General features: G+C 61.0%; 12 protein-coding genes. 11 read left to right on the top strand and 1 reads right to left on the bottom strand.

The window, feature by feature from the left end; translation table 11 throughout:
- Positions 1-3: 3 nt before the first annotated feature.
- A complete protein-coding gene (locus tag GTP41_RS06890) occupies positions 4-1,017 on the bottom strand; it encodes an adenosine deaminase (RefSeq protein ID WP_161024827.1) in 1,014 nt (337 codons plus the stop codon).
- Positions 1,018-1,347: 330 nt separating this feature from the next.
- On the opposite strand from GTP41_RS06890, the gene GTP41_RS06885 reads away from it, so the two are divergent.
- The 11 genes from GTP41_RS06885 to lspA all read left to right on the top strand — a co-directional run bounded on the left by GTP41_RS06885 (position 1,348) and on the right by lspA (position 14,900).
- Positions 1,348-3,270, top strand: coding sequence for a PrkA family serine protein kinase (locus tag GTP41_RS06885; protein WP_161024826.1), 1,923 nt, complete (start codon positions 1,348-1,350; stop codon positions 3,268-3,270).
- 50 nt (positions 3,271-3,320) lie between these two features.
- Positions 3,321-4,589 carry a YeaH/YhbH family protein gene (locus GTP41_RS06880; protein WP_161024825.1) on the top strand — a complete coding sequence of 423 codons (1,269 nt, stop codon included), beginning with the start codon at positions 3,321-3,323 and terminating at the stop codon, positions 4,587-4,589.
- A 5-nt stretch (positions 4,590-4,594) separates the two neighbouring features.
- Positions 4,595-6,124, top strand: a complete 1,530-nt coding sequence (locus GTP41_RS06875) for a SpoVR family protein (RefSeq protein WP_161024997.1) — start codon at positions 4,595-4,597, stop codon at positions 6,122-6,124.
- Between the two features lie 368 nt (positions 6,125-6,492).
- Entirely contained in the window at positions 6,493-7,158 is a 666-nt protein-coding gene (locus GTP41_RS06870) for an energy transducer TonB (RefSeq protein ID WP_161024996.1), read from the top strand.
- A gap of 87 nt (positions 7,159-7,245) precedes the next feature.
- A complete protein-coding gene (locus tag GTP41_RS06865; RefSeq protein ID WP_202419650.1) occupies positions 7,246-8,160 on the top strand; it encodes a MotA/TolQ/ExbB proton channel family protein in 915 nt (304 codons plus the stop codon).
- Between the two features lie 4 nt (positions 8,161-8,164).
- Positions 8,165-8,590, top strand: coding sequence for an ExbD/TolR family protein (locus GTP41_RS06860; protein ID WP_161024824.1), 426 nt, complete (start codon positions 8,165-8,167; stop codon positions 8,588-8,590).
- A 53-nt stretch (positions 8,591-8,643) separates the two neighbouring features.
- Positions 8,644-9,066 (top strand): ExbD/TolR family protein, encoded by a 423-nt coding sequence (locus GTP41_RS06855; RefSeq protein ID WP_202419649.1) that lies wholly within the window; start codon positions 8,644-8,646, stop codon positions 9,064-9,066.
- An 84-nt stretch (positions 9,067-9,150) separates the two neighbouring features.
- Positions 9,151-10,371, top strand: coding sequence for a tetratricopeptide repeat protein (locus GTP41_RS06850; RefSeq protein WP_229502771.1), 1,221 nt, complete (start codon positions 9,151-9,153; stop codon positions 10,369-10,371).
- Between the two features lie 101 nt (positions 10,372-10,472).
- Positions 10,473-11,423, top strand: a complete 951-nt coding sequence (locus GTP41_RS06845; RefSeq protein WP_161024823.1) for a bifunctional riboflavin kinase/FAD synthetase — start codon at positions 10,473-10,475, stop codon at positions 11,421-11,423.
- Between the two features lie 13 nt (positions 11,424-11,436).
- Positions 11,437-14,301, top strand: coding sequence for an isoleucine--tRNA ligase (gene ileS / locus GTP41_RS06840; protein WP_161024822.1), 2,865 nt, complete (start codon positions 11,437-11,439; stop codon positions 14,299-14,301).
- A 92-nt stretch (positions 14,302-14,393) separates the two neighbouring features.
- Entirely contained in the window at positions 14,394-14,900 is a 507-nt protein-coding gene (gene lspA / locus GTP41_RS06835) for a signal peptidase II (RefSeq protein WP_161024821.1), read from the top strand.
- The last annotated feature ends 9 nt before the right edge of the window (positions 14,901-14,909 follow it).

Raw genomic sequence — 14,909 nt, 5'->3', positions numbered from 1 at the left:
TGCTCAGACCACGTTAAAGGCAGAAAAATAGGTATCGACTTCGTCCAGGAAGCGCTGCTTCTCGGGCGCCGGCAGGAAGGCGGCTTCAAAGCTGTTGCGCGCCAGCTGGTGGGCATGGGCCAGGCCCAGCGGCAGCGCGTCGAAGACGGCCACGAAATTATCGTTCAGATAGCCGCCGAAATAGGCCGGGTCGTCGGAATTGACCATCGCGACCAGGCCGGCGTCCAGCAGCTGCAGCAGGTTGTGGTCGCGCATCTGGTCGAACACGCGCAATTTGGTGTTGGACAGCGGGCAGACCGTGAGCGGCATGCGCATGGCGGCCAGGCGGCGCGTCAGGGCCGGGTCTTCCAGGCAGCGCACGCCGTGGTCGATGCGCTCCACCTTGAGCAGGTCGAGCGCGGTTTCAATATAGGCCGGCGGGCCCTCCTCGCCGGCGTGCGCCACCAGGCGCAGGCCGAGGTCGCGGCAGCGCGCGAAGACGCGGGCGAATTTTTCCGGCGGGTGGCCCACTTCGGAGGAGTCAAGGCCGACGCCGATGAACTTGTCGCGGTACGGCAGCGCCGCCTCCAGGGTGGCGATGGCATCCTCTTCGCTCAGGTGGCGCAGGAAGCACAGGATCAGGCTGGCGCTCAGCGGGCTGTCGGCGCAGGCGCGGTGGATGCCGTTGATCACGTCGGCCATCGGCACGCCGCGCGCGGTGTGGGTCTGCGGGTCGAAGAAAATTTCGGTATGGCGCACATGGTCGGCCTGGGCGCGCTGCAGGTAGGCCGCCGTCATGTCGTAAAAGTCCTGCTCCTTGCGCAGCACGCTGGCGCCGGCATAGTAAATGTCGAGGAAGGATTGCAGGTCGGTAAAGGCATAGGCGGCGCGCAACGCGTCCACCGACGGGTAGGCCAGTGTCACGCCGTTGCGTTCGGCCAGGGTGAAAATCAGTTCCGGCTCCAGTGAGCCTTCGATATGGATGTGCAGTTCCGCTTTGGGCATGTTCTGCACGATGGCGCGCATTTGGGTGGTCATTTTTGCTCTCTCAGGCTGCTGGCTAGGTGTGCAATCTTACTGCAATTAAGTGTGCTGCAGAGTCGGGCCAGCCGTGCTACTGTGGTGCTAACGCGCGCGGGGACTGGTCCTGCTTTACTTCTACATCCAATAGAGCAATAATAAATTTCATCAACGTAAGATGCGTTTCGAGCCCGGCAACCATCCCCCCGCCGGCTAATAATGATCCAGCTCCGAGCCTCGGGCAATCCCTGGCACCTCAGGCAAGCTGGCGCGAATGACGCAGGCCTGCAGCCCACGCTACGACTGCCGACCATGTGACGAGTAGATTTTTCATTAAAGGACATTCACATGACCATTTTTGACAACTACGCAGCACGGTATGAGCGCACCAAGGAAGAGGAAATGTCCCTCTCCGAATACCTCGCGCTTTGCAAAAAGGACCGCCTGACCTACGCTTCGGCGGCTGAACGCATGCTGGCTGCCATCGGCGAACCGACCCTGGTCGACACGCGCAACGACACGCGCCTGTCGCGCATCTTCGCCAACAAGGTCATCAAGATTTACCCGGCCTTCCGTGAGTTCTACGGCATGGAGGACGTGATCGAGCAGGTGGTCGCCTACTTCCGCCACGCGGCGCAAGGGCTGGAAGAGCGCAAGCAGATCCTCTACCTGCTGGGCCCGGTCGGCGGCGGCAAGTCGTCGATTGCGGAAAAGCTGAAAACCCTGATGGAAGAAGTGCCTTTCTATTGCCTGAAAGGTTCGCCGGTGAATGAATCGCCGCTCGGCCTGTTCAGCGAGGTGGAAGACGGCACCATCCTGGAAGAGGATTACGGCATCCCGCGCCGCTACCTGCGCAACATCCCCTCGCCCTGGGCCGTCAAGCGCTTGCACGAATTCAATGGCGACATCAACCAGTTCCGCGTGGTCAAGCGCTACCCTTCCGTGCTGAAGCAGGTGGCCATTTCCAAGACCGAGCCGGGCGACGAGAACAACCAGGACATCTCCTCCCTGGTGGGCAAGGTCGACATCCGCAAGCTGGAGGACTATTCGCAGGATGATCCGGACGCCTACAGCTATTCCGGCGGCCTGTGCCTGGCCAACCAGGGCCTGATGGAATTCGTGGAAATGTTCAAGGCGCCGATCAAGGTGCTGCACCCGCTGCTGACCGCCACCCAGGAAGGCAACTACAAGGGCACCGAGGGCTTCGGCGCGATTCCCTTCGAGGGCATCATCCTGGCGCACTCGAACGAGTCGGAGTGGAAGAGCTTCAAGAACAACCGCAACAACGAGGCATTCCTCGACCGTATCTATATCGTCAAGGTGCCGTACTGCCTGCGCGTGACCGACGAAATCAAGATCTACGAGAAGCTGCTGCACAACTCCTCGCTCGACAAGGCGCCGTGCGCCCCCGGCACCCTGCGCATGATGTCGCAGTTCGCCATCCTGTCGCGCCTGAAGGAACCGGAAAACTCGAGCATTTTCAGCAAAATGCTGGTGTACGACGGTGAAAACCTCAAGGACACCGACCCGAAAGCCAAGTCCATCCATGAATACGTGGACTATGCCGGGGTGGACGAGGGCATGAACGGCCTGTCGACCCGCTTTGCCTTCAAAATCCTGTCGAAAGTGTTCAACTTCGACTCGACCGAGGTGGCGGCCAATCCGGTGCACCTGCTCTACGTGCTGGAGCAGCAGGTCGAACGCGAGCAGTTCCCGCCGGAGACCGAGCAAAAGTACTTCTCCTATATCAAAGAGCACCTGGCCCAGCGCTATGTCGAGTTCATCGGCAAGGAGATCCAGACCGCCTACCTGGAGAGCTACTCGGAATACGGCCAGAACATCTTCGACCGCTATGTGACTTTTGCCGACTTCTGGATCCAGGACCAGGAATACCGCGACCCGGACACCGGCGAGAGCTTCGACCGCGAGTCGCTCAACAACGAGCTGGAGAAGATCGAGAAGCCGGCCGGGATTTCGAACCCGAAAGACTTCCGCAACGAGATCGTCAACTTCGGCTTGCGCGCGCGCGCCAACAATGGCGGCAAGAACCCGGCCTGGACCAGTTACGAGAAGTTCCGCACGGTGATCGAGAAGAAAATGTTCTCCAATACGGAGGAACTGCTGCCGGTGATTTCCTTCAACGCCAAGGCCAGCGCCGAGGACGCCAACAAACACGCCGACTTCGTGGCGCGCATGGTGGAAAAGGGTTACACGGCCAAGCAGGTCCGGCTGCTGTGCGAATGGTATCTGCGCGTGCGGAAGTCGTCCTGATCTAATTAGGTGGATAATCAGGACGCGCCAATCAAGCAGGCAGGAGGCACATGACTTACCTCATCGACCGACGTTTGCAGGGCAAGAATAAGTCCGCGATCAACCGCGAGCGTTTTTTGCGGCGCTACAAGGGCCAGATCAAGGATGCGGTCGGGCGCGCCATCAAGGGGCGCTCGATTACCGACATCGAGAATGGCGAAAAGGTCTCCATTCCCGTCAAGGACGTGAACGAACCGTCGTTCGGGCATGCCCATGGCGGGGTGTGGGAAGTGGTCAACCCGGGTAACCAGGAGTACCAGAAGGGCGACCAGATCAACCGTCCCAAGGGCGGCGGTGGCAGCGGCCGCGGCCGCGCGGGCAACAGCGACCAGACCAGCGAGGATGACTTCATCTTCGAATTGTCACGCGAAGAATTCATGAACTACTTCTTCGAGGACCTGGAACTGCCGCACATGGTCAAGACCCAGCTGACCGCCACCACCGAGTTCAAGCAGCAGCGCGCCGGCTATACGGTATCCGGCACGCCCTCCAACATCCACGTGCTGCGCTCGCTGCGCGGCGCGCTGGGCCGGCGCATTGCCGTCGGCGGCTCCTCGCGCAAGCGCCTGGTCGAGGCCGAGCGCGAGCTGGAGGAATTGCTGGTGGCCGGCGCCCCGCTGGACGACCCGCAGGTGATCGAGCTGAAAAAGCTGATCCACCACCTGCACACGCGCCTGCTGGCGATTCCCTATATCGACCCGTTCGACCTGCGCTATTCGAACCGCGTCAAGGTGCCCAAGCCGATGACGCAGGCCGTGATGTTCTGCATCATGGACGTGTCGGGCTCGATGGACGAGCAGCGCAAGGACACCGCCAAGCGCTTCTTCATCCTGCTCTACCTCTTCCTCAAGCGCGTGTACGACAAGATCGAGGTGGTTTTCATCCGCCACCACACGGCCGCGTCGGAGGTGGACGAGAATGAATTCTTCCACTCGCGCGAATCGGGCGGCACCGTGGTGTCCTCCGCCCTGCACCTCTTAAACAAGGTGATCGACGAGCGCTTCGGCGGCGGTAGCTGGAACGCCTACGTGGCGCAGGCCTCGGATGGTGACAACTGGGACAACGATTCCGTGCTGTGCCGGCAACTACTGGTCAACACCATCATGCCCAAGGTGCAGTACTACACCTACGTCGAGATCACCGACGGCCCGCCGCAAAACCTGTGGGAGCAATATTCGCAGGTGCCGGAGTATCACCCGCACTTCGCCATGCAGAAGATAGTCACGCCGGCCGATATTTACCCGGTGTTCCGCGAATTGTTCAAGAAGCAGCCAAAATGAACCAGATGACCAAACGCCCGCCGCATCCACGCGCCCTGCCCGAGCAATCCGAGTGGACGTTCGAGCTGATCGAGCAGGCGCACGAGGAAATCCGCCGCGTGGCGCACAACTTCGGCCTCGACACCTACCCCAACCAGCTGGAGATCATTACCGCCGAACAAATGATGGATGCCTACACCTCGGTCGGCATGCCGGTGTCCTATGCGCACTGGTCGTTCGGCAAGCACTTCCTGTCCACGGAGAAAGGCTATAAGCGCGGACAGATGGGCTTGGCCTATGAGATCGTCATCAATTCCAATCCCTGCATCGCCTATTTAATGGAGGAGAACAGCCTGACCATGCAGGCGCTGGTGATTGCCCATGCTGCCTATGGGCACAACTCCTTCTTCAAGGGCAACTATCTGTTCCGCACCTGGACCGATGCCGACGCCATCATCGATTACATGCTGTTCGCCAAGAACTACATCACCGAATGCGAGCAGCGGCATGGCATCGACGCGGTGGAACTCCTGCTCGACTCCTGCCACGCGATCCAGAACTACGGCGTGGACCGCTACAAGCGCCCGGCCAAGCTGTCGCTGGCGCAGGAACAGCTGAAACAGAAGGAGCGCGAAGCCTACCTGCAGTCGCAGATCAATGAACTGTGGCGCACCTTGCCGCGGCGGGAGGAGGAAGCGGTGGACAAGCCGGCGCCGCGCTTCCCGCAGGAACCGGAAGAGAACCTGCTCTACTTTATAGAGAAGTACGCGCCGCTGCTGGAACCCTGGCAGCGCGAGGTGGTGCGCATCGTGCGCAAGATCAGCCAGTACTTCTACCCGCAGCGCCAGACCCAGGTCATGAACGAGGGCTGGGCCACCTTCTGGCACTACACCATCCTCAACCAGCTCTATGACGAAGGCGTGGTGGGCGACGGCTTCATGATGGAATTCCTGAAGAGCCACACCAATGTGGTGTACCAGCCGCCGGTGCACAGCCCCTATTACAACGGCATCAATCCCTACGCCCTGGGTTTCGCCATGATGTCGGACATCCGCCGCATCTGCGAGAACCCGACCCAGGAAGACCGGGAATGGTTCCCCGACATCGCCGGCAGCGACTGGAAGAAAACCCTCGACTTTGCGATGCGCAATTTCAAGGACGAAAGTTTCATTGCCCAGTACCTTTCGCCGCGCCTGATCCGCGAGTTCCACTTCTTTGCTGTATTAGATGACGACAAGAATGAGAAGCTGGCCGTCTCGGCCATTCATGACGAACTGGGCTACCGCTACGTGCGGCAAATGCTGGCCGACCAGTACAACCTGGGCAACCGCGAGCCCAATATACAAGTGTGGTCGGTCAATACCCGCGACGACCGCGCCCTCACACTGCGCCACACGCAGTACAACCGCCGCCCCCTGAACCAGCAGGCGCAGGAAGTCCTGAAGCATGTGGCCCGGCTGTGGGGATTCGACGTGCACCTGGACACGGTTGCGCCGGATGGCCAGGTGGTCAGCACCATTGAGTGCAAGCGCGAAAAGCGTAACCGGGTGATCTGACCTGGCGCGTTTTGACAGAGTTTCGTCAAAGCAACACACTTCACCAAATTTCCTCAGCCTCGCCAGCAAAGTTGGCGGGGAATCTTTTGTATTCGCAAAAAACTGATGAAGATCAATCGCACCGGCGAAAAAATACTCAATTTTCTCTTGCTTTTTCTGCCAGATGGTCTAGCGGCCATCGGACGCCAGCCTGCCAATATGGGGCTAAGGGCATGAAATTTAAACGGTTTTACGGACAAAATTCTATGCAAAAATCCAAAATTCGTATGTATAATTCGCCGACGTCCCGGATGCGGCTGGTGGTTTTGTGTCGCCATTTTGGGGGTTTAAAGTAGCAACACAAAGAGTTGGTATTGGAGAAAGCAGGCATGAATTTCAGTGATAACGAGAAAATTGCCGGGAAAAAGAACTATACGGGCATTGCGTTCGTTGTAGTGCTGCACCTTGTAGTCGGTTACGGCATCGTATCCGGCCTGGGCAAGCGTATGATCAGCAAGATGATCGAACCGGTGGAGACCAAGATCATCGAGGAGGTAGCCCCGCCTCCGCCAAAAGAACTGCCGCCACCGCCACCTCCTCCTGAGATGAAGGCACCCCCACCGCCATTCATTCCTCCGGTCGAAGTGAACGTGCAGCAACCGCCGCCAGCGCAGAACGTGATCGCCAACGCGACCAACGTGAAGCCAGCCACCACGGATATTCGTCCCGCACCGCCAGCAGCTCCGCCAGCACCTCCTGCCCCTGCGGCAACTGGTGTGAAGACTGCGGCTGTGGTCGACTTCAGCACCTGCGCCAAGCCAGAGTGGCCGAAGTCGTCGCTGCGTAACGAAGAAACCGGCGTGGTTACCCTGTCGTTCCTTATCAGTGCGGACGGCCGTGTAGGCGATTCGAAAGTAGTGAAATCTAGTGGTTTCCGTGATTTGGACAAGGCTGCCGTGAACGGCATCGCCAAGTGCAAATTCAAGCCGGCCACCGTGGACGGCAAACCGCAAGAAACCTGGCAACAGATGCAGTATGTCTGGACGCTGGAATAAACCAGAGACAAAACACCGTCTCGCAACTAAGTAAGTCCGTTGTCGTTTAAGCCAGCGAACTGATAATTTTTCAAATTTGGAGGAAGCATGTTTAAGAATACCCGTTTGTCCGCTGTACTGGCCGCTGTGCTGTTCTCGGTGACCGCAGCTACCGCCCTGGTAAGCGCGCCAGCTATGGCTGACGCTCCTGCCGCGGCAGCCGCTTCGGCTCCAGCCGCTGACGCACCTGCAGCTCCAGCAGCTGACGCGGCAGCAGCACCAGCAGCCGACGCAGCCGCTCCAGCTGCGCCAGCTGCGCCAGGCGCGAAAGAAGAAGTGGAATCCCCATTCGGTATCGCTGCCGTGTGGGACGGTGGTATCGTTGACCGCGCCACCCTGATCATCCTGTCGATCATGTCCATCGGCTCCTGGTACATCATCGTGACCAAGCTGATCGACCAACAGAAGATCTTCAAGCAGCAGAAAGAAGCCGCTTCCAAGTTCTGGAAAGCCTCCTCGATCGCCGCTGGCACCGCCACCCTGACCGAAGGTTCCCCATTCCGCTTCATCGCTGAAACCGGCACCAAGGCAACCCAGCACCACGACGGCGCCCTGCTGGAACAGATCGACCTGTCGACCTGGGTGACCATGTCCGTGCAGCGCGCTGTAGACAAAGTGCAGTCCCGTCTGTCCGATGGCCTGTCCTTCCTGGCAACCGTTGGTTCCACCGCACCGTTCATCGGTCTGTTCGGTACCGTTTGGGGTATTTACCACGCGCTGACCGCAATCGGCATGTCCGGTAACGCGTCGATCGACAAAGTGGCAGGTCCTGTGGGCGCCGCACTGATCATGACCGCGTTCGGTCTGCTGGTAGCAGTTCCAGCCGTTCTGGGCTACAACTGGCTGCTGCGTCGTAACAAGACCGCAATGGAAGATGTGCGTTCGTTCTCCGCTGACGTGCACTCCGTGCTGATCTCCGGCGCAATGTCCACCTCCGCTGCTGCATCGAAAAAAGTAGGTTAATACCATGTCGATGTCCGTAGGCTCCGAGGGCGGAGAAGAGCAGCTTAACAGTGAGATCAACACGACTCCGCTCGTGGACATCATGCTGGTTCTGCTGATCATCTTCCTGATCACGAGCCCGGTCGTTCTGAAGCTGCAGAAGATTACCCTGCCAGCCGAGATCAACCAGGCTATCCAGACCAAGCCAGAGAACGTCAACATCGTTGTTAACAAGGATGGCGACATCTACTGGAACCAGAAGAAAATGCGCGACACGAATGAGCTGTTCGATTTTCTGAAAGAGGAAGCTGTGAAGGTGCCTCAGCCTGAAGTTCATGTGCGCGGCGATAAAGACGCGAAATATGAATCGATTGGCCGTGTGATCTACACCACCCAGCGCGCTGGCATCCAGAAGGTCGGTTTCATCACCGAACCACCTGATAAGATGTAAGAACAAGCCGCCCCCGGGCAACCAGGGGCGGCCTTCTGAAAAGGAAACAATTCATGAGTATGAGCGTAGGCAGTTCCGGCGGCGAAGCGGAACCGATGATGGAAATGAACATGACGCCGATGATCGACGTCATGCTCGTTCTGATCATTCTGCTGATCATTACCATTCCTAAAGCTAACCACTCGGTTAACCTGAACATGCCGGTCGGCACCCCGCCACCGCCAACCAAGGAACCTGTGGTAGTGACCATCGACGTGGACTTTGACGGCACCATCCTGTGGGACAACGTGGTCGTTCCTGACCGCAGCGCCCTGGAAGCCAAGCTGATGAACGTAGCGGCCCAGGCTGACCAGCCTGAAGTCCACCTGCGTCCCAACAAGCTGGTGAACTACAGCGTGGTGGCTGGCGTAATGGCTTCGGCCCAGCGTCTCGGCGTCACCAAGATCGGTCTGGTCGGTAACGAGCAGTTCCAGTAAATAATTGGGTCAGAACACCCTTTATTTTCCCAAATAGGCAGGTTATCCTGCCTATTTCGCATTTTGAAGAAAGAAAATCACCCCATGTCCAAGTTTCGTCTCGCACATCTCGGCCTGGTAATGGCCGCAATCGGTTTCACTGCAGCCGCCCCGATGGTGGGCCTGTCGTCCGTCGCCTACGCACAATCCGTCCGCGCCGAAGTCGGTAAGCCACTGCAAGAAGCACAGAAACTGGCCGCTTCCGGCAAGAACAAGGAAGCCCTGGCGAAACTGAAAGAAGCAGACGCCGTCGGCAATAAATCTGAACTGGAAAAATTCCAGCTGGAATACACGCGCGGCTCCATCGCTGCTGCTGCCGGCGAGAATGAGACCGCCGCGCGCGCTTTCGAGTCCGTCCTGGCTTCCGGCAAGCTGAACGCCAACCAGCAGTCGAAAATCACCGAAGCGCTGGCCAGCATCTACCTGCGCGCCCGCGACTATCCCAAAGCCATCACCTACATCCAGAAAGTCCTGAAGGACAATCCGGGCAACAGCCAGATGCGCGAACAGCTGATCCAGACCTACTACCAGAGCGGCAAGCTGGCCGAAGCGGCCAAGGAACTGCAAGCGGGCGGCGCCAAGTCGGAAGGCAACCTGCAAATGCTGGCCAATATCCAGCTGAAGCAGAACGACAAGGCCGGCTACGTGCAAACCCTGGAAAAGCTGGCGGCGTCCTACCCGAAGGCGTCCTACTGGGCTGACCTGCTGAACCGCGTGGTCGGCAAGCCGGGCTTCTCCGGTTCCCTGAACCTGGACGTGCTGCGCCTGAAACTGGCCCTGAAGCAGATCGCCAAGCCGGCCGAATTCATGGAAATGGGCCAGCTGGCCCTGCAAGCCGGCAACCCGGCCGAAGCCCTGAAGATCGTGGAAGAAGGCTACAAGAAAGGTGCCCTGGGCACCGGCGCCGACGCCGGCCGCCACCAGCGCCTGAAAGACCTGGCCCTGAAGACCCAGGCCGACCTGCAGAAGAACGCTGCCGCCCAGGAAGCGAACTTCCGTAAGGAAAAAGACGCTGACGGCCTGGCCAACCTGGGCTTCGCCCTGGTATCCGAAGGCAAAGGCGAGGCAGGCCTGAAGCTGATCGAGGAAGCGATCAAGCTCGGCTCCGCGCGCCGTCCGGAAGAAGTCAAGCTGCACTACGGTATCGCCCAGTACAACGCCGGCAAGAAAGCCGCCGCCCTGAGCACCCTGAAGACCGTCAAGGGTACCGCTGGCGAGCCGGAACTGGCCCGTTACTGGTCCATGCTGATTAATCACCCGATCTGATCCGGTCGGGCTGAGCCAGAAAAAGCGCTGCCTGCACCCGCAGGCAGCGCTTTTTTACTTTCACCACGTATAATCAAGTATTTACGCCAAACAACTGAAGCATGAAGGTATTTCGCGGACTACCCAACGCAGCGGCGCGCGCGCCCTGCGCCTTGACGATCGGCAACTTCGACGGTATCCACCGCGGCCACCAGGCGTTGCTGGCGCGCGTGCGCGGCGCCGCCGATCGCCTGGGCCTGGAATCGGCCGTGATGACCTTCGAGCCGCACCCGCGCGAATTCTTCGCCCGCAAGCTGGGTGACCTGTCGAAAGCGCCGCCGCGCATCGCCAACCTGCGCGACAAGCTGCAGGCGCTGGAAGCCAATGGCGTCGACCGGGTGATCGTCGAGCACTTCTCCGAGCAATTCGCCGGCCAGTCGCCGCAATCCTTTGTGGAGCAGGTGCTGGTCGAGGGCCTGCACGTGAAATGGCTGATGGTGGGCGACGATTTCTGCTACGGCGCCAAGCGCGCCGGCAATGTCGCCATGCTGATGGCAGCGGGCCGGCAATACGGCTTTGAAGTGGAAGTGCTGCCCACCGTGCGCAACGGCGAGACGCGCATCTCCTCCTCCGCCGTGCGCGCCGCGCTGGCGCAAGGCGATTTTGCGCAGGCGCAGGCGCTGCTGGGCCATCCCTACGCGATTTCCGGCCACGTGATCCACGGCGCCAAGCTGGGGCGCGACATCGGTTTCCCCACCCTGAACCTGAAAGTGCCGCACCGCCCTGCCCTGTGGGGCATCTTCATCGTGCAGGTGCACGGCCTGGGCCCGCAGCCGCTGCCGGCCGTGGCCAGCCTGGGCGTGCGCCCGACGGTGGAGGATGCCGGCCGCGTACTGCTGGAAGTGCATATTTTCGACTTCGCCCAGCACTGCTACGGCAAGGTGGTGCGCGTCGAATTCCTGCAAAAGATACGGGACGAAGAAAAGTTCATTGACCTGCCTACCCTGGTCAAAGCCATCGAGCGCGACGCCGACCAAGCGCGCGCCTTCTTCGCCCACCGAAACACGAACTAAAAAGCTATTTACCATGTCCGACAACAAACCCAAGAAGCAAGAGAGCAAATACCCGGTCAATATGACCGAAACCCCATTCCCGATGCGCGGCGACCTGGCCAAGCGCGAACCGGGCTGGGTCAAGCAATGGCAGGACAAGAAGATCTACGAGCGCGTGCGCAAGGCCGCCGCCGGCCGCCCGAAATTCGTGCTGCATGACGGCCCGCCCTACGCCAACGGCGACATCCACATCGGCCACGCCGTCAACAAGATCCTGAAGGACATCGTGGTCAAGTCGCGCACCATGGCCGGCTTCGACGCGCCTTACGTGCCGGGCTGGGACTGCCACGGCATGCCGATCGAGATCCAGATCGAGAAACTGCACGGCAAGAACCTGCCGACCGCCGAGGTGCTGTCGAAAGCGCGCGCCTACGCGCACGAGCAGGTCGAGCGCCAGAAGAAGGACTTCATCCGCCTGGGCGTGCTGGGCGAGTGGGACAACCCTTACCTGACCATGAACTACCGCAACGAAGCCGACGAGCTGCGCGCCCTCGGCAAGCTGCTGGAAAAAGGCTATGTCTACCGCGGCCTGAAGCCGGTCAACTGGTGCTTCGACTGCGGCTCCGCGCTGGCCGAAGCGGAAGTGGAATACCAGAACAAGCGCGACCCGGCGATCGACGTCGGCTTCGCCTTCCATGAGCACGACAAGCTGGCCGCCGCCTTCGGCCTGCCGGCCCTGCCGGCCGGCGACGGCTTCGTGGTGATCTGGACCACCACCCCCTGGACCATCCCGTCCAACCAGGCCCTGAACATGCACCACGAGGTGGAATACGCGCTGGTGCAGACCGCGCGCGATGGCAAGCCGCTGCTGCTGATCCTGGCCAAGGACCTGGTGGCCTCCTGCCTGGAACGCTACAAGCTGGAAGGCAGCATCATCGCCACCGCCAGCGGCGCCAAGCTGGCCGGCATCGCCTTCAAGCACCCGCTGCACGCGCGCGACGCCTTCTACGACCGCCTGTCGCCGGTCTACATCGCCGACTACGTGACCACCGAAAGCGGCACCGGCGTGGTGCACTCGGCCCCGGCCTACGGCCAGGACGACTTCGTGTCCTGCAAAGCGCACGGCATGAAGGACGACGAGATCCTGAAGCCTGTCATGGGCGACGGCAAATACATCCCTTCCCTGCCGCTGTTCGGCGGCCTGGGCATCTGGGAAGCCTCCAAACCGATCTGCGAAGCGCTGCGCGAAGCGGGCGCCCTGTTCGAACTGAAGATGTTCGACCACAGCTACATGCACTGCTGGCGCCACAAGACCCCGATCGTCTACCGCGCCACCTCGCAATGGTTCGCCGGCATGGACATCCAGCCGCTGGACGGCGGCTCCACCCTGCGCGAAACCGCGCTGGAAGGCATTGAAGCGACCGAATTCTTCCCTGACTGGGGCAAAGCGCGCCTGCACGGCATGATCGCCAACCGTCCGGACTGGACCCTGTCGCGCCAGCGCCAGTGGGGCGTGCCGATGGCCGTCTTCATCCACAAGGAAACCGGCGAACTGCACCCGCGCACCGCGGAACTGCTGGAGCAGGTGTCCAAGCTGATCGAGCAAGGCGGCATCGACGCCTGGCACGCGCTGGACGCCGCCACCCTGCTGGGCGAGGACGCGGCCCATTACGAGAAGAACAAGGACACGCTGGACGTGTGGTTCGACTCCGGCTGCACGCACCAGACCGTGCTGCGCGGCTCGCACCCGGAGCAGTCGCACTTCCCGGCCGACCTGTACCTGGAAGGCTCGGACCAGCACCGCGGCTGGTTCCACTCCTCGCTGCTGACCTCCTCCATGCTGAACGGCCGTCCGCCGTACAAGCAGCTGCTGACCCACGGCTTCGTGGTCGACGGCGAAGGCAAGAAGATGTCCAAGTCGATCGGCAACACGGTCGCGCCGCAAAAGGTGTCCGACACCCTGGGCGCCGACATCCTGCGCCTGTGGGTGGCCGCCACCGACTACACTTCCGAGCTGTCGATCTCCGACGAGATCCTGAAGCGCGTGACCGAGTCCTACCGCCGCATCCGCAACACCCTGCGCTTCCTGCTGGCCAACACCTCGGACTTCGACCACAAGGCGCACGCCGTGCCGGTCGCCGAGCTGCTGGAAATCGACCGCTACGCGCTGGCCAATATGGCCAAGCTGCAGGCCGACCTGAGCGCCCACTACGAGCGCTACGAGTTCCACCCGGTGGTGTCCAAGCTGCAGAACTTCTGCTCCGAGGACCTGGGCGGCTTCTACCTGGACATCCTGAAGGACCGCCTGTACACCAGCGCCGTCGATTCCAAGGCGCGCCGCTCGGCGCAGACCGCGCTGTGGCACATCACCCAGTCGCTGCTGCGCCTGATGTCGCCCGTGCTGTGCTTCACCGCCGAAGAGGCGTGGGGCTTCTTCGCCGGCGACGAGACCTTGAAGGCCAGCGACGAGACCATCTTCACCCAGACCTGGTGGCAGCTGCCGCAACTGGACGACGCCGATGCCCTGCTGGCCAAGTACGCCACCATCATCGCCGTGCGCGCCGATGTCACCAAGCAGCTGGAAGAACTGCGCGGCTCCGGCGCCATCGGCTCCTCGCTGCAGGCGGAACTGGAAATCAAGGCGGCCGGCGACAAGTTCAAGGCGCTGGCGTCGCTGGACGACGACCTGAAGTTCATCTTCATCACCTCCCTGGCCAAGGCCGTGGAAGTGGCGGCGGAAGCCGACGAAGCGGTGAACGTGGCCGCTTCCGCGGCGCCGAAGTGCGAGCGCTGCTGGCACTACCGCGCCGATGTTGGCGCGCACGCCGACCACCCGGGGCTGTGCGGCCGCTGCCACGCGAACCTGTTCGGGGCGGGCGAGGCGCGCAAGTTCGCTTAAAACCCTAAACCGGGACACCGGGGTCCGGCCGCAGGGCCGGCCCCCCGGCTTCCCGCTTCCCGGTTCGGGCAAGCACACAGACAAAGCAAAACATGGCCACCAAAAAGAAAACCTTCAGCAGCAACTCCAGCAGCGGCAGCATGACCCCATGGCTGGGCATTGCCTTCATCGTCATCCTGCTCGACCAGCTGACCAAGATCACCATCCTCAAGCTGTTCCACCACCGCGAAGTCATGCCGGTCACTGAATGGTTCAACCTGGTGCTGGTCTACAATCCCGGCGCCGCGTTCAGCTTCCTCGCCAACGAAGGCGGCTGGCAGCGCCACTTCTTCACCGCCATCGGCATTGGCGCCGCGCTGTACATCGTCTACCTGCTCAAACGCCACAGCGGCCAGCGCCTGTTCTGCTGGGCCCTCGCGCTGATCCTGGGCGGCGCCGTCGGCAACGTGATCGACCGCCTGGTGCACGGCAAAGTCGTCGACTTCCTCGACTTCCACTGGCGCGGCACCAGCTTCCCGGCCTTCAACCTGGCCGACACCGCCATCTGCATCGGCGCCGCCCTGTTCGTGCTGGACGAACTGCGCCGCGTGAACAAGTAGGAGCAGCAC

The organism is Pseudoduganella guangdongensis (assembly GCF_009857475.1).
Lineage (GTDB): Bacteria > Pseudomonadota > Gammaproteobacteria > Burkholderiales > Burkholderiaceae_D > Rugamonas > Rugamonas guangdongensis.
The sequence above is the reverse complement of the archived record's forward strand: the minus strand, read 5'-3'. Positions and strand labels throughout refer to the sequence as shown.

Excerpts from the sequence above, each read along its gene's own strand:
- GTP41_RS06890 (WP_161024827.1), bottom strand. The coding sequence starts at position 1,017 with ATGACCACCCAAATGCGCGCCATCGTGCAGAACATGCCCAAAGCGGAA.
- GTP41_RS06885 (WP_161024826.1), top strand. The coding sequence starts at position 1,348 with ATGACCATTTTTGACAACTACGCAGCACGGTATGAGCGCACCAAGGAA.
- GTP41_RS06880 (WP_161024825.1), top strand. The coding sequence starts at position 3,321 with ATGACTTACCTCATCGACCGACGTTTGCAGGGCAAGAATAAGTCCGCG.
- GTP41_RS06875 (WP_161024997.1), top strand. The coding sequence starts at position 4,595 with ATGACCAAACGCCCGCCGCATCCACGCGCCCTGCCCGAGCAATCCGAG.
- GTP41_RS06870 (WP_161024996.1), top strand. The coding sequence starts at position 6,493 with ATGAATTTCAGTGATAACGAGAAAATTGCCGGGAAAAAGAACTATACG.
- GTP41_RS06865 (WP_202419650.1), top strand. The coding sequence starts at position 7,246 with ATGTTTAAGAATACCCGTTTGTCCGCTGTACTGGCCGCTGTGCTGTTC.
- GTP41_RS06860 (WP_161024824.1), top strand. The coding sequence starts at position 8,165 with ATGTCGATGTCCGTAGGCTCCGAGGGCGGAGAAGAGCAGCTTAACAGT.
- GTP41_RS06855 (WP_202419649.1), top strand. The coding sequence starts at position 8,644 with ATGAGTATGAGCGTAGGCAGTTCCGGCGGCGAAGCGGAACCGATGATG.
- GTP41_RS06850 (WP_229502771.1), top strand. The coding sequence starts at position 9,151 with ATGTCCAAGTTTCGTCTCGCACATCTCGGCCTGGTAATGGCCGCAATC.
- GTP41_RS06845 (WP_161024823.1), top strand. The coding sequence starts at position 10,473 with ATGAAGGTATTTCGCGGACTACCCAACGCAGCGGCGCGCGCGCCCTGC.
- ileS (WP_161024822.1), top strand. The coding sequence starts at position 11,437 with ATGTCCGACAACAAACCCAAGAAGCAAGAGAGCAAATACCCGGTCAAT.
- lspA (WP_161024821.1), top strand. The coding sequence starts at position 14,394 with ATGGCCACCAAAAAGAAAACCTTCAGCAGCAACTCCAGCAGCGGCAGC.